This window comes from Kribbella kalugense, assembly GCF_004365875.1.
Taxonomy (GTDB): domain Bacteria; phylum Actinomycetota; class Actinomycetes; order Propionibacteriales; family Kribbellaceae; genus Kribbella; species Kribbella kalugense.
Map to the genome: position 1 here is coordinate 3373603 of NZ_SODF01000001.1, position 16411 is coordinate 3390013.

Annotated in this window: 17 protein-coding genes; 10 read left to right on the plus strand and 7 right to left on the minus strand. The window is 66.4% G+C overall.

Going from position 1 to position 16411, the window contains the following annotated elements:
* Nucleotides 1-213: 213 nt before the first annotated feature.
* Complete coding sequence (locus tag EV650_RS15815; RefSeq protein WP_134119503.1) at nt 214-705, plus strand: hypothetical protein; 492 nt, start codon at nt 214-216, stop codon at nt 703-705.
* Between the two features lie 465 nt (nt 706-1170).
* On the opposite strand, the gene EV650_RS15820 is transcribed toward EV650_RS15815, so the two are convergent.
* A complete protein-coding gene (locus tag EV650_RS15820) occupies nt 1171-1953 on the minus strand; it encodes an SDR family NAD(P)-dependent oxidoreductase (RefSeq protein WP_134119504.1) in 783 nt (260 codons plus the stop codon).
* Between the two features lie 100 nt (nt 1954-2053).
* Between EV650_RS15820 and EV650_RS15825 the strand changes: the two genes are divergently transcribed.
* Nucleotides 2054-2941, plus strand: coding sequence for a helix-turn-helix transcriptional regulator (locus tag EV650_RS15825; protein ID WP_134119505.1), 888 nt, complete (start codon nt 2054-2056; stop codon nt 2939-2941).
* Here EV650_RS15825 and EV650_RS15830 read toward each other — a convergent pair.
* The 4 genes from EV650_RS15830 to EV650_RS15845 all read right to left on the minus strand — a co-directional run bounded on the left by EV650_RS15830 (nt 2900) and on the right by EV650_RS15845 (nt 6523).
* The gene (locus EV650_RS15830; protein WP_134119506.1) at nt 2900-3703 is read right to left on the minus strand and encodes an SDR family NAD(P)-dependent oxidoreductase; all 804 of its coding nucleotides are present in this window, start codon (nt 3701-3703) and stop codon (nt 2900-2902) included. The two genes, EV650_RS15825 and EV650_RS15830, sit on opposite strands and share 42 nt — an antisense overlap.
* 56 nt (nt 3704-3759) lie before the next feature.
* Entirely contained in the window at nt 3760-4593 is an 834-nt protein-coding gene (locus EV650_RS15835) for an SDR family NAD(P)-dependent oxidoreductase (RefSeq protein ID WP_134119507.1), read from the minus strand.
* Between the two features lie 28 nt (nt 4594-4621).
* Nucleotides 4622-5506 carry a patatin-like phospholipase family protein gene (locus EV650_RS15840; protein ID WP_166678149.1) on the minus strand — a complete coding sequence of 295 codons (885 nt, stop codon included), beginning with the start codon at nt 5504-5506 and terminating at the stop codon, nt 4622-4624.
* A gap of 117 nt (nt 5507-5623) precedes the next feature.
* Nucleotides 5624-6523: an oxidoreductase gene (locus EV650_RS15845; protein WP_134119509.1), complete on the minus strand. Its 900-nt coding sequence runs from the start codon at nt 6521-6523 to the stop codon at nt 5624-5626.
* Between the two features lie 97 nt (nt 6524-6620).
* On the opposite strand from EV650_RS15845, the gene EV650_RS15850 reads away from it, so the two are divergent.
* The 4 genes from EV650_RS15850 (at nt 6621) to EV650_RS15870 (ending at nt 10119) form a co-directional block, all read left to right on the plus strand.
* Nucleotides 6621-7187: a TetR/AcrR family transcriptional regulator gene (locus EV650_RS15850; RefSeq protein ID WP_134119510.1), complete on the plus strand. Its 567-nt coding sequence runs from the start codon at nt 6621-6623 to the stop codon at nt 7185-7187.
* A 446-nt stretch (nt 7188-7633) separates the two neighbouring features.
* Entirely contained in the window at nt 7634-8467 is an 834-nt protein-coding gene (locus tag EV650_RS15860; RefSeq protein WP_134119511.1) for a helix-turn-helix transcriptional regulator, read from the plus strand.
* A 114-nt stretch (nt 8468-8581) separates the two neighbouring features.
* Complete coding sequence (locus EV650_RS15865) at nt 8582-9061, plus strand: MmyB family transcriptional regulator (RefSeq protein ID WP_134119512.1); 480 nt, start codon at nt 8582-8584, stop codon at nt 9059-9061.
* 116 nt (nt 9062-9177) lie between these two features.
* Nucleotides 9178-10119: an NADP-dependent oxidoreductase gene (locus EV650_RS15870; protein WP_134119513.1), complete on the plus strand. Its 942-nt coding sequence runs from the start codon at nt 9178-9180 to the stop codon at nt 10117-10119.
* A gap of 503 nt (nt 10120-10622) precedes the next feature.
* Here the strand turns inward: EV650_RS15870 and EV650_RS15875 are convergent.
* Nucleotides 10623-10937: a MerR family transcriptional regulator gene (locus EV650_RS15875; protein WP_134119514.1), complete on the minus strand. Its 315-nt coding sequence runs from the start codon at nt 10935-10937 to the stop codon at nt 10623-10625.
* Nucleotides 10938-11616: 679 nt separating this feature from the next.
* Here EV650_RS15875 and EV650_RS15880 point away from each other — a divergent pair.
* Together EV650_RS15880 and EV650_RS15885 are read left to right on the plus strand one after the other, a co-directional pair.
* Nucleotides 11617-12141, plus strand: a complete 525-nt coding sequence (locus tag EV650_RS15880) for a nitroreductase/quinone reductase family protein (RefSeq protein WP_202874531.1) — start codon at nt 11617-11619, stop codon at nt 12139-12141.
* Nucleotides 12142-12447: 306 nt separating this feature from the next.
* The gene (locus EV650_RS15885) at nt 12448-13296 is read left to right on the plus strand and encodes a slipin family protein (protein ID WP_134119515.1); all 849 of its coding nucleotides are present in this window, start codon (nt 12448-12450) and stop codon (nt 13294-13296) included.
* Between the two features lie 181 nt (nt 13297-13477).
* Here the strand turns inward: EV650_RS15885 and EV650_RS15890 are convergent, their stop codons facing one another.
* Nucleotides 13478-14293, minus strand: coding sequence for an oxidoreductase (locus tag EV650_RS15890; RefSeq protein WP_134119516.1), 816 nt, complete (start codon nt 14291-14293; stop codon nt 13478-13480).
* Between the two features lie 195 nt (nt 14294-14488).
* Here EV650_RS15890 and EV650_RS15895 point away from each other — a divergent pair, with 195 nt between their 5' ends.
* Together EV650_RS15895 and EV650_RS15900 are read left to right on the plus strand one after the other, a co-directional pair.
* Complete coding sequence (locus tag EV650_RS15895) at nt 14489-15484, plus strand: NADP-dependent oxidoreductase (RefSeq protein WP_134119517.1); 996 nt, start codon at nt 14489-14491, stop codon at nt 15482-15484.
* Nucleotides 15485-15528: 44 nt separating this feature from the next.
* Nucleotides 15529-16395, plus strand: coding sequence for an alpha/beta fold hydrolase (locus EV650_RS15900; protein WP_134119518.1), 867 nt, complete (start codon nt 15529-15531; stop codon nt 16393-16395).
* Nucleotides 16396-16411 lie beyond the last annotated feature (16 nt).

Here is a 16411-nt window from a genome sequence, read left to right on the forward strand (position 1 = left end):
TCGGGGTTCGAGTCCCTGGCGGCGCACCAGCATCAAGGTCCAGGGCAGACATCGCAATCTGCACCTGGGCCTTTTTGCTTGCCCCCGCCACCACCGCGCCCGTCACCCGATAGTGACTGTGCGTCACATCACAACGCTTCGCCTCCCTGCCGCACTTCCCGATTCTCCAGCGTGGCCGGCGTTGAACAGCCAACCATTAACCCGGTTGGAGGCATGACGTTGTCGAGGCCACCACTGTCGATCAGATCCTGGGGACAGATCTCCACCTGGGTCGCCGAAACCGACACCAACGGCAAGCCCACCAAGCACAAGTCACAGGCAAGATTCCGTGACCATGACGGCCACCTCCGCCCGCTCTCTGCCTACGCCAAGACCAAGACCGCCGCCGAGCGCGCCCACTTGAAGAAGCTCCAGGACCGCGCCAAGACCACCCAGTCCGGCGAACTCACCGCGATGCACAAGATCAACCACCTCCTCGATCTGTGGGAGAAGAGGTTCGAAGACCTGATTGCCGACGGCAAACGGTCGCCGACATCCCTGGACACCTACCGACGGTCCCTCAAGAACCACGTCCGCCCCGCCCTCGGTGAGCTCCGCATCGGCGAAGCCACCACCCCACGCCTCGACACCGTTCTCACCAAAATCAAAGCCGCCGCGGGAGCGTCCACCGCCAAGACCTGCCGCCCCATCATCTCCGCGCCATGAAACTCGCAGTCCGCTACGGCGCGATCACCGTCAACCCCGTCCGCGAAGTCGACACCATCGAAGCCCCCACCAAGAACCCACCCCGCGCCCCTCACCCGCGAAGAAGTCTCCCTCCTCCGCAAGAGCCTCGCTGCAGACGAACGAGCGGTCGAGGCCGACATCCCCGACCTGACCACCTTCATGCTCGGCATCGGCGAACCCGTCTTCGCCGACCGGCCTCGGGAGTTCTGGCCTTGTAGACAGGCGAGTGGGGCGGCTGAGGTTTGGCCTCATCGGGTCGGTCGATCTGGCCGTGTTTGCTGCGTTCGTTGGCGTCTCCTGAGGGGCATCTGGCTAACGTCTGCGGTATGACCGGGACCGCGCTCCGAGTCAGGACTCGTCCGCCCGCCGAACTCACTGGATACGAGTGTGATGTGGCTGCCGAGCTCACAGACCCCCCCGGACGCCCACGAGTAACGACCTCGCTCAGACCTGGTCGGTGGGGCGGATGACGATCTCGGCTACGGCTCGCCGGCGGGGGCCCGTGACGATGTAAGCGACGGCTTCGGCGATGTCGTCGGCGTGCAACTGTTCGACATCGGCGAACCTGGCCGTCATGCGCTCGTGGACGGCGGCTTGCTGGTGGCTGAGGAGTTCGGTCTGTACGAGGCCTGGTTCGACGACAGAGAAGCGGACGTTGCGGCGGGCGTATTCCTGGCGCCAGGCTTCGGTGGCTGCGGTGACGCCGAACTTGGTGGCGTTGTACACGGCGGCGTTGGGGATGACCCAGCGACCGGCGATGGAGCTGATGTTGACCACGTCGGCGACCTGGCGCGGGCTGGTGGCGGCGGCTTCGACGAGGTGTGGCAGGGCGGCCTTGGTGAGGTAGAGCAGCCCGTTGAGGTTGATGTCGACCATTTGCTGCCACTCGGTCAGCGGTGACGCGGCGGAGTCGCCGGTGAGCATGACGCCGGCGGCGTTGACCAAGGTGTCCAGTCGGCCGAGCCGATCGACGGTGGTGGCGATGGCGTCAGCCGCTGCGTCGGCGTCGGTCAGGTCGGCGGCCAGCGCGACCGCCTGGCCGCCTGCCGCGGCGATTTCCTTAGCCAGTGTGTCGAGGCGGTCTTGGCGGCGGGCGACGAGCACGACGGCGGCGCCCTGGGCGGCAAGCCGGCGGGCGGTGGCTTCGCCGATGCCGCTGCTGGCGCCCGTAACCAGAGCGACCGTCGTGGTCAGAGTGGTGGTGGTTCTTTCCGGGATGAGGTCCATGACTCCACTCTGCGACGCGATTTATGGGGGTACCAGGGTCTGTTTATGGGGGTATAACTACCACCTGGTACCAGGCGGGGCATACTGACAGAGTGGAGGCATGACGATGTCCCTGGAGGCGCGGCGAGCGGAGCCGACCGATGAGCAGGCCAGGCGGCGGGAGCTGACGTCGTTCCTGCGCAGCAGGCGCGAACGGATCTCTCCGGAGCAGGCCGGGCTGCCTCGCACGGGTCGCCGGCGGACGCCGGGGTTGCGCCGGGAGGAGGTCGCGCACCTCGCAGGTATGGGGGTGACCTGGTACACGTGGCTGGAGCAAGGCCGCGACATCAAGGTCTCCGAGCCGGTGCTCGCGGCGATCGCGAGGACGTTGCGGCTCGATCAGTACGAGCGAGCCCACCTCTACACGCTGGCTGGGCATCCTGTGCCACGGGAGCACGACTCCGCAGACGTCCCGAGGGCCCTGCTGGTGATGATGCGGCAGCTCGAGCCAATTCCGGCCGCGCTGATCAACGCCCGCTTCGACCTGCTCGCCTACAACCGCACCTATGAGTGGCTGGTTGGGGGTATAGGCGATCTGTCGTTCGAGGATCGCAACTGGCTCGTGCTGATGTTCACCTCCCCGAGATGGCGGACCACCCTGCTCGATTGGGAGGACGCCGCCGTGCGTCTGGTCGGCCGGTTCCGATCCGGAATGGCCGAACACGCCGCCGAGTCCGGGTGGAAGTCGCTGGTCACGCGATTGCGGCAGGAGTCGGCGGATTTCGAGCGCCTGTGGGGACAGCACGCGGTGCGTGGCCCAGAGAACTTCACGAAGCGTTTCCTGCACCCCGAGGTCGGCTTACTGACGCTGGACTACACGCAACTGTCGTTCGGGGAGCGTTCGGCGATCAAGCTCGCCACCTACACCCCGGTGGACGACGAAACCTGGTCGAAGGTGACCGGGTGGTCAGTTCGTGGTGGGCAGGAGGAAATCGGCGTAGTCCGGTAGACCACGCAGGTGGGTGCCGCCGTCGACGAGCAGGGTGATGCCGGTGATCCACTCGGCGTAGTCGGAGGCGAGGAACACGACGGCTTTCGCGATGTCGGCAGGCCGGCCCATGCGTTCGACGCTGAAGGTGCGGTGCCACGCCGCCGTGAACTCGGGCGTGGTGGCGTCCTGGCCCATCGGGGTCTCGACGGCGCCGGGCGCGACCGCGTTGATCCGGATGCCGTGCCGGCCGGCTTCGAGGGCGGTCACCTCAGTGAACTTGTCGATACCGGCCTTGGCCGCGGAGTAGTGAGCGTTGCCCCGGGTCGTCCCGAACGTCTCGACGGAGCCGAGGTTGACGACGACTCCGGGTGTGCCGGTGGCCTTCATGTGGTTGATCGCGGCCTTGGTACCGAGGTAAGTGCCCTTGAGGTGCGTGCCGACGACTGCGTCGAAGTCGGTTTCGGGCAGGTTCTCGACCAGATCGAGGGTGCTGTTCCCGGCGTTGTTGACCAGGATGGCGATCGGGCCGAGTTCCTCGACGGCGCGCTCGAACAGCCTGGTGATGTCGGCGGCCAAGCTGACGTCGGCGGCCACGGGGATCGCCTTGGTCTTGTCCGCTGTGTGGGCCTCGGTGAGTTGCTTGGCCGCCGTGGCGAGTTCGGCTTCGTTGCGTGCGGTGATGACGACGTCCGCGCCGTGGGTCATCAGGTGGTCCGCGATCGCGTAGCCGATGCCCTTGGACGCGCCCGTCACGATCGCCGTCTTGCCTACGAGTTTCATGGCTCTTCCTTCGAGAGTTGTCACAAGCTGTGAGAGGAGCGGGGAGCGAAAGGCTCTCAGGCCCAGGCCGACTCGGAAACGTCGCGCCACTTCGCGTCGGACTCGGCCAGCGCCGCGGCGGCGTTGTCCCAGTACTGGACGGCGTCCTTGCCGAGGAGGATGCGCACCGGTGCGTCGTCGCGGCCGGCCAACTCGGCGATGATCGTCGCGATACGGGCGGGGTCGGCGGAGTTCGGCCGCGCGGCGTCCGGGTCGGAATTGCGCAGCATGTCGGCGAACACGCCGACGGTCTGCCGGTACGGCTCGCTGACCGGCGGGATGGTCATCGACGAGCCGGCCCAATCAGTTCGCATGCCGCCCGGTTCGAGGACGGTCACCTTGAGCCCGAACGGCGCGACCTCTTGGGCCAGCACAGTGGAGAAGCCACCGACGGCCCACTTGGCGCTCTGGTAGGCGGCCAGGCCTACGGAGCCGATCCGGCCGCCCAGCGAGGAGACCTGGAAGATGTGCCCGGCACCCTGCTCGCGCAGGATCGGGACGACGGCCTTGGTGACCCGGACGACGCCGAAGAAGTTCGTGTCGATCTGAGCCCGGAAGTCGTCGAGGGTGACGTCTTCGACGGAGGCGAGGTCGCCGTAGCCGGCGTTGTTGACCACGACGTCGTAGCGGCCGAAGGCATTCAGGCCCTGTTCGACGGCCTTCCGCACGTTGTTGTCATCGGTGACGTCCAGCGCCACCGGGAGTACGCGGTCGCCGTAGCTGGCGAGCTCTGCGAGCTGCTCCGGCTTGCGCGCGGTGGCCACCACCCGATCGCCGGCATCGAGGGCCTTCTCGACGATCGCCCGGCCCAGTCCACGAGAACTGCCGGTCACGAACCAAACCTTGGACATTTTGTGCTTCTTTCTCTGGAGTCATCTGTTATTCGGAGAGAAGGGCGCGCACTCGCTCCGCGGCATCCTGACCGTCCTGGTAGCCGAGCTCAGCTGCCTGCGGCCGGACCGAGAAGTCCACGAGCCGGTTGCCGTACTCCTCGTGGACGCCCTTTCCGCCCGTGATGGACTCGACCCGGATGCCCTGTTCGGTGAGTTTCGTGAGCGCGTCCATCTCGTTGTTGGCCAGAATCGGCAGCCACAATCCGACGAAGAGGATTGCGTCGAGGCTCTTCTCCTTCGCGAGCTGAGGGGAGAAGGCATCTCGGGCGCCGTCGATGTATGCTCCGTCGCCGTGGTGGATCGGCGGGAAGAGTCCGGGGACCGCGAGCGACGAGGCGACGGCGGCGGCGAACTCGATACCGTCGGACTTCTGCCAGAGCACGGTCTCGCCACTGATCCCGTCGACCGCCGTCGGCCGGAAGTCGACATCCGGCCACTCGTTCGTCCCCAGCACGTTCGCGAGGTGGGTCGAGAACCGGGCCTGGTCGATCAGGGTTTCGGTGCGCAGGGCAACGGCACCAAGTGCCCTGGCCTGCTCCTGGGGTGTGCCCTCCTTGTTCATGAGCAGACCGGCCACTTCGGGTGAGATCTTGGCCGGACCGTTGAACAGGATGTCGCCGCGGGTCCGCGGGTCGCCGTACTCCTCGGGTGAAGGGGACTCGACGTCTCCGCTCACCTCCCGCGCGTACAGCTCCTTGGCGGTTTTGCCTGTGGCGATCGAGGCTCCGACCACCGAGCCGGCTGAGGTTCCGACGATGACCGAGCTCGCGTGCACATTCAGGCCGGCGGTCTGCTCCAGGGCCGCGAGTACGCCTGTCTCCCAGGCGATTCCGACCTCGCCGCCGCCTCCGAGAATCACACCGAGGTTCATAAGTACCTCCAAATCCGCGGGCTTTCGAGCCCGACATCGAGCGTGCATTTTGACCATCACCGGCACCTTGACGGGACCGGACATTCAGGGCCATCGCGCCGAACCGGCACGAATCTTTCAGTGGAAGGCGTAGGTGACGTGCGTGAGCTTTTCGGACAGCTCCCACAGCTCACGTCCGACGGCGGGATCGGTGGCGGCCGGGGGCATCTCGGCGACATGCGGAACCCCGCGGAGCTCGGCGCGCCCGTCCGGCACGACGAAGTCGCCTGCCTTGACGCCGGAGTTGGTCGCGGCGTAGACGGAAGGCCGGGCCGCGTCAGCCGGGCTCTGGCCCACGAATCGCTCGAGCACCATCGACGCAATGACCTGCATGTACCTCGGAAGGTGCTGCTGAAGCCCTGTACTGCTCGTGCCTGGGTGCACGGCGACGGCGGTAATCCCGGTTCCCGCCGCCCGCCGCGCCAGCTCCAGCGTGAAGACCACGTTCGCCAGCTTCGACTTCGTGTACGAGGCCATCCCCGACTCGTAGGACTCCAGGCTCAGCGGATCCTTCAGCGTCGCGCCCTTGTTCCGCGACACCTTCGCGCTCACCGTCACAACCCGGGCCGCGGGCGCGGCGAGCAGGGCCGGCAGCAGGCGTCCGGTAAGCGCGAAGTGCCCGAGGTGATTGGTCCCGAAGGTCAGCTCGAACCCGTCGGCGGTCTCCCTGCGCTCTGGCACCGCCATGATCCCCGCGTTGTTGATCAGCAAGTCCAGTGGCCGCCCGCCTGCGACCACGGCGGAGGCGGCGCTCTCGATCGATGCCAGTGAGGCGAGGTCGAGCACCAGGCCCTCCACCTTGGCGGTGCCAACGGCCTCACGCACCGCGGCGACCGCCTGGTCAACCTTGGCCTTCGCCCGTCCAGCGATCACCACCTCGGCATCAGCCTTGGCCAGCGCCACCGCCGTTTCGAACCCGATCCCGCCAGTGCCGCCGGTGACCAGTGCATGCCTGCCCAACTGCGAGGGGATGTCCATCTCGACTCCTAAGTGAACGTTCATTTAGTTCGATGGATCCAGGCAACCATGGCCATCTCCAGTTGTCAAATGAACGTTCACTCAATAAGATGGGTGCATGGCATCCAGAGACCCCGAGGCCAAGCGCCGTGCCCTACTGGACGCCGCGCTGGCCGAGTTCGCCGAACACGGCATCGCCGGTGCGAGGATCGACCGGCTCGCCGGCCGGGCGGGGTGCAGCCCAGGCCTCGTCTACACCTACTTCGCCAGCAAGGAAATGCTCTTCGAAGCCGTATTCGACCAGGTTGTCGAGCAGACGACCAAGGAGGCACCGATCTCGGCGGACGAACTTCCGGAGTACGCGGGCACCCTCTTCGACGGCCAGACCGCCAATCCCGACGTGATGCGCCTCGCCGCCTGGCACACCTTGGAACAGCGGGAAGGCGGGACGTCGATCGAGGCCATCACCAAGGCGAACCGGGCGAAGATCGACACGATCCAACGGGCCCAGGACGAAGGCCGGATCTCCAACCGCTTCACCGCCCCGGAACTGCTGATGCTCATCATCAACACCGCCTCGATGTGGACGCTGCAAACCCCGGAGATCACCGACCTGGGCCCGCGCGAGCATGCCGCGAGACGGGCCACGATCGTGGAGGCTGTGCGTCGACTGGTCGAGCCTTAGCTCGCTCGGAGGACCGGCGCTGCCGACCGCAACCGGGAACAACGGCGCCGCGGACTTGGCGGGCGCGTCAGTGCTTCCCCAGAGGCAGAGCCATGCTGGACGGCCGGCCCACGTGCTAGCCGGGCGCGCGCTTGCCTGTGAATAACTTCGAATTCAAAGCATGTACTATCGCGGGATGAGGGAAGCGACGCCAGGCCTGAGCGTTGAGCAGCTTGGTGCGTACTTCGCTCTGGTGGAGGTCAGTCGACGCGCCCCGGGGGCAAGCCGAGGATGACCGATCTGGCCGATGGTGTCGTGTACAGCCGTAGCGGGCTGACCTATCAGGCGGGCTTGTTGGACAAGCGCGGCCTGATCACTCGGGTCCGCGACCACATGCGTGCCGCTCCGCCCCGCTCCGCCCCGCCTCGCGCGCGGCGCAACCAGATCGGCTGAGGCGGGCGAGAGCGATGGATCGCGCGTTGCTGGCGGACTTTCTCCGGGCTCGCCGGGAAGCTCTGCAGCCGGAGGAGGTGGGACTGCCGCGGGGCGCCCGGCGTCGTACCGGTGGGCTGCGGCGCGAAGAGGTCGCGGTACTGGCCGGCATGTCGGCCGACTACTACAGCCGGCTTGAGCAGAAGCGCGGCCCGATGCCGTCCGAGCAGATACTGGCCGCCGTGGCCCAGGCGTTGCGGCTCAGCCCGAGCGAGCGGGGGCACCTGTTCGCCCTCGGCGGGCACGCGGCTCCGCGGCGCATCCTTCAGGACGACCGGGTCAGTCTGGCCATCAGGACCATCGCGGAGGAACTCTCGGACACGCCTGCAATCGTGTTCTCCCGGTTCGGTGAGGCATTGCTGCAGACCCCGGCGGCGGTGGCGCTGTTCGGTGACTACACCCGTTTCGACGGCATGTCGCGCTACCTGGTCTATCGCTGGTTCACCGACCCGGCCCAGCGTGCCATCTATCCGCCCGAGGACCATGACGTACGCGCCCGGGTCTTCACCGTGGACCTGCGGGCGGCGTACACGACCGATCCGGCGGGCATCGCCGGGGAGATCGTCGACGCGCTGCTGGCGGTCAGCCCCGAGTTCGCCGAGGTCTGGCGGCGGCACGAGGTGGACGTCACCCATCACCACGAGCTCAAACGCTACCGTCATCCGGAACTCGGCGAGTTGGAGTTGTACAGCCGGCGGCTGGTGGATCCCGACGAGGAGCAGGATCTGCTGGTCTTCATGGCCGAACCCGGATCACCGAGCGAGGCCAAGCTCCGGCGGCTGGTCACCATGGCCGGGGACGAGGCGTGAGCCGAGCCTGAACCTCTTATCCATGGTCTGTCATACCGTGGATGACGAGAACATTCACCCGCCTCCCGTTCTGCGCCACGCTTGAGTGGTCGAACCGGGAAGGCGGTGAGCACCGTGGATCAGGAAATACTGGCGCACTTTCTCCAGCAGCGCCCTGACGAGGCGGCACCCGGCCGGCCCGATCACCGAGCCAGCCCGGTCCTGGAGCTCATCGTCGAGCACCTGCCGGAGTACCCCGCGACGGTGTTCTCCCGGTTCGGCGAGGTGTTGCTGCAGACCCGTCCGGCGATCGCCCTGTTCGGCGATTACACCCGGACCGGCGGATCGTCGCAGTTTCTGGTCGATCGATGGTTGAGCGACCCGTCAGCGCGTGAACGCTACCTCGTCGAGGTGGGTGTCCCCGTTCGGCACCACCCGAGGTGCTATCGGCATATCGCACTGGGCGGGTTGGCGCTGTATCGCCATCTGCTGGTCTGTCCGGCGCAGCGCCAGGCGCTGCTGGTCTTCATGCCTGTCCCCGGCTCCGCGAGCCACGCGAAGCTGCGTGCTCTGGCCGCCGCGAGTAACGAGGACAGTTCTGCCGACCGGCAGTAACCCCGGCTGAGCCGGCTGTCACGCACCACACCCTGCTTGCTTCGAATTCGGAGCTTGCTATTGGACAGAAGTGCTTCGAAATCGAAGCACAACGAATCAGAAAGACGAGGCCCGTCATGAAGGCAGTGCGTTTCCACGAGTACGGCACCCCAGAGGTCCTGCGCTACGAAGACGTAGACCAACCGGCCCCCGGCATCGGCGAGATCCGGATCCGGGTGGCCGCGACGTCGTTCAACCCGGTCGAGGGCAACATCCGCGCCGGTGTCATGCAGGGCCCCATCCCGATCCAGCTGCCGCACACCCCCGGCATCGACATCGCGGGCACGGTCGACGCGCTCGGCGAGGACGTGACCGGCTTCGACATCGGCGACCGGGTGATCGGCGCCCTGCCGCTGACCAGCACCGGCGCAGCCGCCGAGTACGTCATCGCGCCGGCCCGGCTTCTGGCGGCAGCCCCCACAAGCATCCCGCTGGTGGACGCCGCCGGACTACCGCTGGTCGGGCTCACCGCGTGGCAGGCGCTGTTCGACCACGCGAAGCTGACCACCGGCCAGCGGGTGCTGATCAACGGCGCGGGCGGCGTCGTCGGCGGCTACGCGGTGCAGCTGGCCAAGAACGCCGGCGGATACGTGATCGCCACCACCGGCCCGGGCAGCTCCGAGCAGGCCAAGACAGCCGGCGCCGACGAGATCCACGGCCCCGGGATCCCGGAGCTGTCCGAGCCGGTCGACGCCGTGCTCAACTTCGCCCCGATCACCCCGGAACAGATGGCCGCCCAGGCCGGCGTCATCCGGGACGGCGGCGTTCTGGTCAACACCACCGTGTGGATGCCAGCTGCGTCCGACGAGGCTCGCGGCGTACGGGGAATCAACCTCTTCTTCCGTCCCGACGCCGAACAGCTCGCCCAGCTGGTGACCCTGCTTGACGCCGGCAAGCTGCACCTCGGTGCGACCCGGCGGGTGCCGCTGGCCGGAGTGGCCCAGGTGCACGCCGAAGCCGCCACCGCCCCGATCAACGGCAAGATCGTCTTCGTCGCCCCCAGCGCCCCCCTCGACTAGAGGAGGCACTCGGATCCCCACCCTGGGTGGTTCGAGGAGGAGGTGGTCGCGCCCGAGTTGCTGGCCCATGTCATCATCGCTGGTCGGGCAGGTCCCCGAAGTGGAGCACGCCGCCCATCCAGCCGGCGTCACCGAGGCACCCCGGACGATTCACCCTTCAACAGGCAGCGGCTCCAGGAGCTCCGGCCCGTTGTTCTTCACGATGTTCACGGCCTTCGATACCGCGTACATGTCGAGACTGCTGTCGACCGGCGGCACCATCAGAGACCGCAGCTGGTCGACGTCGTGTTGCGGGGATCGTGTACGTCGGCACGACGCGATTCGGGTCGTCGTCGGGCAGCGACTTGTCGTACCAGACCTCGTACAAACCAGCCAGAGACAGCGTCGAGCGATCCGAGGGCCGGATTCTCTGCACTAGTCAAGTTGCTGATCCACCTGGCTTCGCGTCGCACCGGAGGCCTGGGTTCCGTCAGGCTCTCGACGGCGGATCCCTCTGGCTGGGGCTAGCCCTGTTCCCGTCGCTGCTCGTTGATACGCAGAGCCTCGGCGAGCTGGTCCTCCAAGATGATGATCCGGCACGCCGCCTCGAGCGCAGTGCCTTCGTCAACGAGCTCACGGGCCCGAGCGGCTAGACGCAACTGGTAGCGGGAGTAGCGGCGGTGGCCGCCGTCGGAGCGTTGCGGAGCGATCAGTTTCGCCTCGTCCAGGCTCCGCAAGAATCCCGGCGTCGTACCGAGCATCTCCGCAGCCCGCCCCATCGTGAAGGCCGGATAGTCGTCATCGTCGAAACTGGCCGGCCTATCCGGGGTTGAACTCATCGGGGTCTCCATGTGCAGGTCTGGGTTCATCGAACCTCCATGCCGAGGGCCCCGGTGCCGAAGCACCGGGGCCCAGGGGTTGTTGGATTGTCACCATCTACCGGCCGAAAGGCCGGCCTTGCATGTCCGCAGCGCGCCACGTGAAGGCCATCACTGCGGGGATCGCTGAATGCGTAACCGAAGACCACCTTCCCATCCGATGGAACTACGGCACCCGCCCGGCAAAGTACAGGCACTGGCGGGCGATCCGACGGCGTAATCCGATCCCTTCTCTCTCGAACAACAACTACCGCTACTTCAACTACGAACTGCTACTTCCATCCGTCGAGACCGGAACCCTTCTCAACCACTGGCCCCAGTGCCCCTGACGGATCCTGGCGTGAAACCCGAGCCCCTTCACTGATCGGCCCGGCGGAGTCCGCCGTCATACCACTTCACAACCTTTGGACAGATCGATAGCTGTCCACGTCAGCTTCGCTGTTCTCCTCTGTCAACACGAGGAACGCTACACCCTCCACCTTGCAATGTCTAACCCCGCCACCATAGATATCTGCGGTTTCGTGGCCGGTCGGCTCGGACAGTGACCGAGGACCGCCTCGTGCGTTGATCTCCTTCGGTCCACAGTCGAGGTGACCTTCGGCCCTGGTTGGCCGGCGGGGCCTGTGCCAGCGTGAGTTTCGTGAGCAGTCAGAGAAACGCTCGTGAGGCGAAGCGCCTCCACCGGTTCGACCGCTGGCTGTACCGTGGCGGGCACCCGAACGGCCTAGCGCGAACGATGAACCGAGTCTCGGCCATCCAATTCGCGACTGGCCTATTCGCGCGACGCAGCTGGGTCACCTTGGACGTACCCGGACGGCGCACCGGCCGCCTCATCTCCTTCCCACTCGTCGTCGCGGACTACCAGGGCGAGCGTTATCTGGTATCGATGCTCGGAAAGAACGCGAACTGGGTGCGCAACGTCCACGCGGCCTGCGGGCGGGTGATCCTGCGCCACGGCCTGCGCGAGGCTGTCTACCTGGAAAGCGTCGAGGTCGACGCCCGCGCGCCCATTCTGCGCCGCTACCTGGACTGCGCGCCCGGAGCACTGGCCCATGTGCCGGTCGACCGGCACGCCCCGCTTGCGGAGTTCGACCGGATCGCCGGGCAGTTCCCAGTCTTCCGTATCAGCGTCGCTCCGTCAGAACTGCCCGACCTCCACAGGTAGGCGACCTGCAGCAGCGCCCGCACTGATCGACTTGGCGACCCGCGGCCGGACCGTCGTCGCTCAACCCTGCCAACCTGGAGGGAATCCGAGTCCTCCGCGACGACCTCTTCCGGACCGTCCATCCGCCCAGCTCCCATCAGGAGATCGCGGAAACCCTGGCCGCACTGCGCGCCCTGACCCGCGTGGCCCTACGCCTCGAGCGCACACCTCAAGACGCGCGATGACGGTAGCGGCGCTGCCCGTATCGACCGCAGAGCAACACTGGAGACGTGGCCGCTCTGGCCGCTCAAACGAAGGAAGTGCACCATGACCCTGTTCCTGATCATTCTCGCCGTCGTGATCGTGATCGGACTGGCGTTGTCCGTCCGGATCGTCACGCAGTACGAGCTCGGGGTGCTCTTCCGGCTGGGCAAGGTCAAGGAGGTGAAGAACCCGGGGCTGACGCTGATCGTGCCGCTGGTGGACATCCTGCGGAAGGTGTCACTGCGGATCGTCACGATGCCGATCCAGTCACAGGGCATCATCACCAAGGACAACGTGAGCGTCGACGTTTCTGCTGTCGCTTACTACCGCGTCGTCGACGCGGTCAAGTCGGTCGTAGCGATCGAGAACGTCGAAGCCGCGATCAACCAGATCGCCCAGACCACGCTGCGCAAGGTTGTCGGTCAGCACACGCTGGACGAGACCCTGTCGGAGACCGACGTCATCAACGTCAACATCCGCGAGATCCTCGATGTGGCCACGGTCGAGTGGGGTGTCGTTGTGACTCTCGTCGAGTTGAAAGACATCCAGCTACCCGACAGCATGAAGCGCGCGATGGCTCGTCAGGCCGAGGCCGAGCGGGAGAAGCGCGCCAAGATCATCTCCGCAGAGGGCGAGGCCCTCGCGGCCGCCGCACTTGGAGACGCCTCCGACACCATGATGGCGCACCCGCTCGCATTGCAACTGCGCAACCTGCAAAGCCTGGTCGAGATCGGCGTCGACAAGAACACCACCGTCGTGTTCCCAGCGCCGCTGATGAGCACGATCGGCGAACTCGGCGCCTTCCTGAGCAGAGAAGCAGCGGCGGCCGTACCGGTCCCGAAGACGACGCCCGTCGCCGTACCGGTCCCGGAAGCCGCGACCAATGGCTCATCCGTCATCGCTGGAATGTAGGCAGGTCGCGGACCGACCGAAGCGATGGCGGCGACTGTGGTCGTCAGCTTGGCTCAGGTAGATCCTAGGGACAGATCTCCACCTGGGTCGCCGAAGCCGACACCAACGGTAAGCCCACCAAGCACAAGTCACAGGCAAGATTCCGTGACCATGACGGCCACCTCCGCCCGCTCTAAGAGCGTCAGCTCGGCATGCGGTTGAATCTGCGGATGATGCGGTCGAAGATCCGGGCCGGCGCGATGCGGTGGAGCGCGCTGACGGTTCCGGCCGTCGAGCCGGCGGTGCGTCGCAGTTTCGGGTTCGGGTCGGTGGCCGCCGAGACGATTGTCTTGGCCACGACGGTGGGGTCGTCGCCGTTGCTCGTGTTTTTCGCCAGCACCTCCTCGTAGTTGCGCCGTCCCGCCTCGTAGAGCGGCAGCGGGGTGTCTGCCTGCACGCTATGGGCTCCGAACGGGGTGTTGATCGGGCCGGGCTCGACGAGCAGGATCCGGACGCCGTAGCCGCGGACCTCGTGGTCCAGCGACCCGGAGTAGCCCTCGATCGCGTGCTTGGTCGAGACGTAGAGGGCCATGAACGGGCTGGGGACGAACCCGCTGAGGGAGGAGACGTTGATGATGCGCCCGTGCCGCTCCGCGCGCATGTGTGGCAGGACCGCCTTGGTCATCCGCATGACGCCGTAGACGTTGATGTCGAAGATGTCTTGTGTCTGGGCGATGGAGAACTCTTCGGCTGCGCCGGTGGCGCCGACGCCGGCGTTGTTGACCAGGACGTCGATGTGCCCGAACCGGTCGATCACCTCCTTGACCACAGCGGCCACCGATTCGTCGTTGGTCACGTCGAGGTCGAGGTAGGTCACCCCGGCGGCTGCGGTGGATCGCGCGGTGTTGCGGCCGGTGCCGATCACCTGGAAACCCGCGGTGGCGAGTGCGATCGCCGTCGCCTTGCCGATACCTGAGGACGCGCCTGTTACGAGCGCGACCTGCTGAGCTGCTGTCATCACGGGCTCCTGAGGTTTAGATGCCGTTTCGGCAAGGGAAGGACCTTCCGACTGCCAATTAGTGACTGTACTCATAATTGAGGCTAGTTGACAAGATTTATGAGTAGGCTCATTATTGACTGTGTTCGGGTTCGGCGCGCTGGTGAGACCTGAGCAAGCCAACAGAGCAGCGTCAGACCCAGGAGGAAGGTCGCCATGCGAGCGTTCGTCGTCAGCAAGTACAAGGGGCCGCTGCAGGAAGCGGATGTCCCCGAGCCCGTGGTGGGCGAGCGCGACGTGCTCGTCCAGGTGCAGGCCGCCGGCCTCAACGTGTTGGACGAGAAGATCCGGTCGGGGGCGTTCAAGTCGTTCCTGCGGTACGAGTTGCCGCAGGTCATGGGCAACGATGTCGCGGGGACCGTGGTCGGCGTCGGCGCCAATGTCGCTGGGTTCGCAGTCGGCGACCACGTGTACGCCCGGCCGGACAAGGACCGGATCGGCACGTTCGCGGAACGCATCGCGGTGATCGAGGACGATCTGGCGCTCAAGCCGGCGACGGTCACCTTCGAGGAGGCTGCCTCGCTGCCGCTGGTGGCCCTGACCGCATGGCAGGCGCTGGTCGAGAAGGGCAATGTTCGGCCCGGCCAGCGGGTGCTGATCCATGCCGGTGCCGGTGGCGTCGGTACTGTCGCGATCCAGCTCGCCAAGCACCTCGGCGCCACCGTCGCCACGACGGTCAGCGCGGGCAACGTCGACTTCGTCCGCGAGCTCGGCGCCGACACCGTCATCGACTATCGCAACCAGGACTTCGCACAGCTCCTGGACGGGTACGACCTCGTGCTGGACAGCCTCGGCGGGACAAACCTCGAGAAGTCCCTGCGGGTTCTACGGCCCGGCGGCAAGGCGATCGGCATTGCCGGACCGCCCGACCCAGCGTTCGCCGCAGAGGCAGGAATGAACCCGGTACTGCGCCTCGCGATCGCCGCACTCAGCCGAAAGATCCGCAGGCAGGCGAAGAAGCTCGGCGTGACGTACGAGTTCCTCTTCATGCGCGCCAGCGGCGACCAACTCCGCCAGATCACCGCCCTCGTCGACAGCGGCCTGCTGCGTCCCGTCGTCGGACACGTCTTCGACTTCGACCAGACCGTGGAGGCCGTGCAATCGCTTGGCAAGGGCGGCATCCGCGGCAAGGCCGTCATCACTCGGGCCTGAAAGCCCCTCTCACCATCCACAAGACCAGAAAACAGGAGACCATCATGAGCAACACCGAGACCTCGAACGAACCTGTCATTACTTCGTACGCGCATGCCCCGGCCCGCACCATCACCGCCGGCGGCGTCACCTATGCCTACCGGGAGCTCGGGCCGAAGGGCGGTATCCCCGTCGTCTTCTTCGTGCACCTGGCCGCAACTCTGGACAACTGGGACCCCCGGATCGTCGACCCCATCGCGCAGAATCGTCACGTCATCACCTTCGACAACCGCGGCGTCGGCGCCTCCAGCGGCAGCGTTCCTGGCGGCGTCGAGGAAATGGCCGGCGACGCCTACACCTTCATCAAAGCCCTCGGGTTCGACAAGATCGACATCTTCGCCTTCTCGCTGGGCGGCATGATCGCGCAGGATCTCGTGGTCAAACACCCCGAGCTTGTCCGCAAGCTCGTTCTGACCGGCACCGGACCCAGGGGCGGCAAGGACATCGACAAGGTCGTCGGCGTCACCTACTGGGACATCCTGCGCGCGACCTTGACGCGGCAGGACCCGAAGGAGTTCCTGTTCTTCAACCGCAACGCCACCGGCAAGCCCGCTGCTCGCGCCTTCGTGCAGCGCCTGCAGGAGCGCACCGTCGACCGCGACGCCGACATCAAGGTGCGCGCGTTCCGCACCCAGCTGAAGGCGATCCAGAAGTTCGGGCGTTCGGCCCCGGCCGATCTGTCGAAGCTCACGCAGCCCACCCTGATCGCGAACGGTGACAACGACCGGATGGTGCCCTCGGTCCTGTCCGAGGACCTGCACCGCCGCATCAACGACTCGGAGCTGATCATCTACCCCGACTCCGGGCACGGCGGCATCTTCCAGTACCACCAGAAGTTCGCTCCGATCGCGGTCGAGTTCCTCGCCGGCTGACCGCTCCCACCGACCG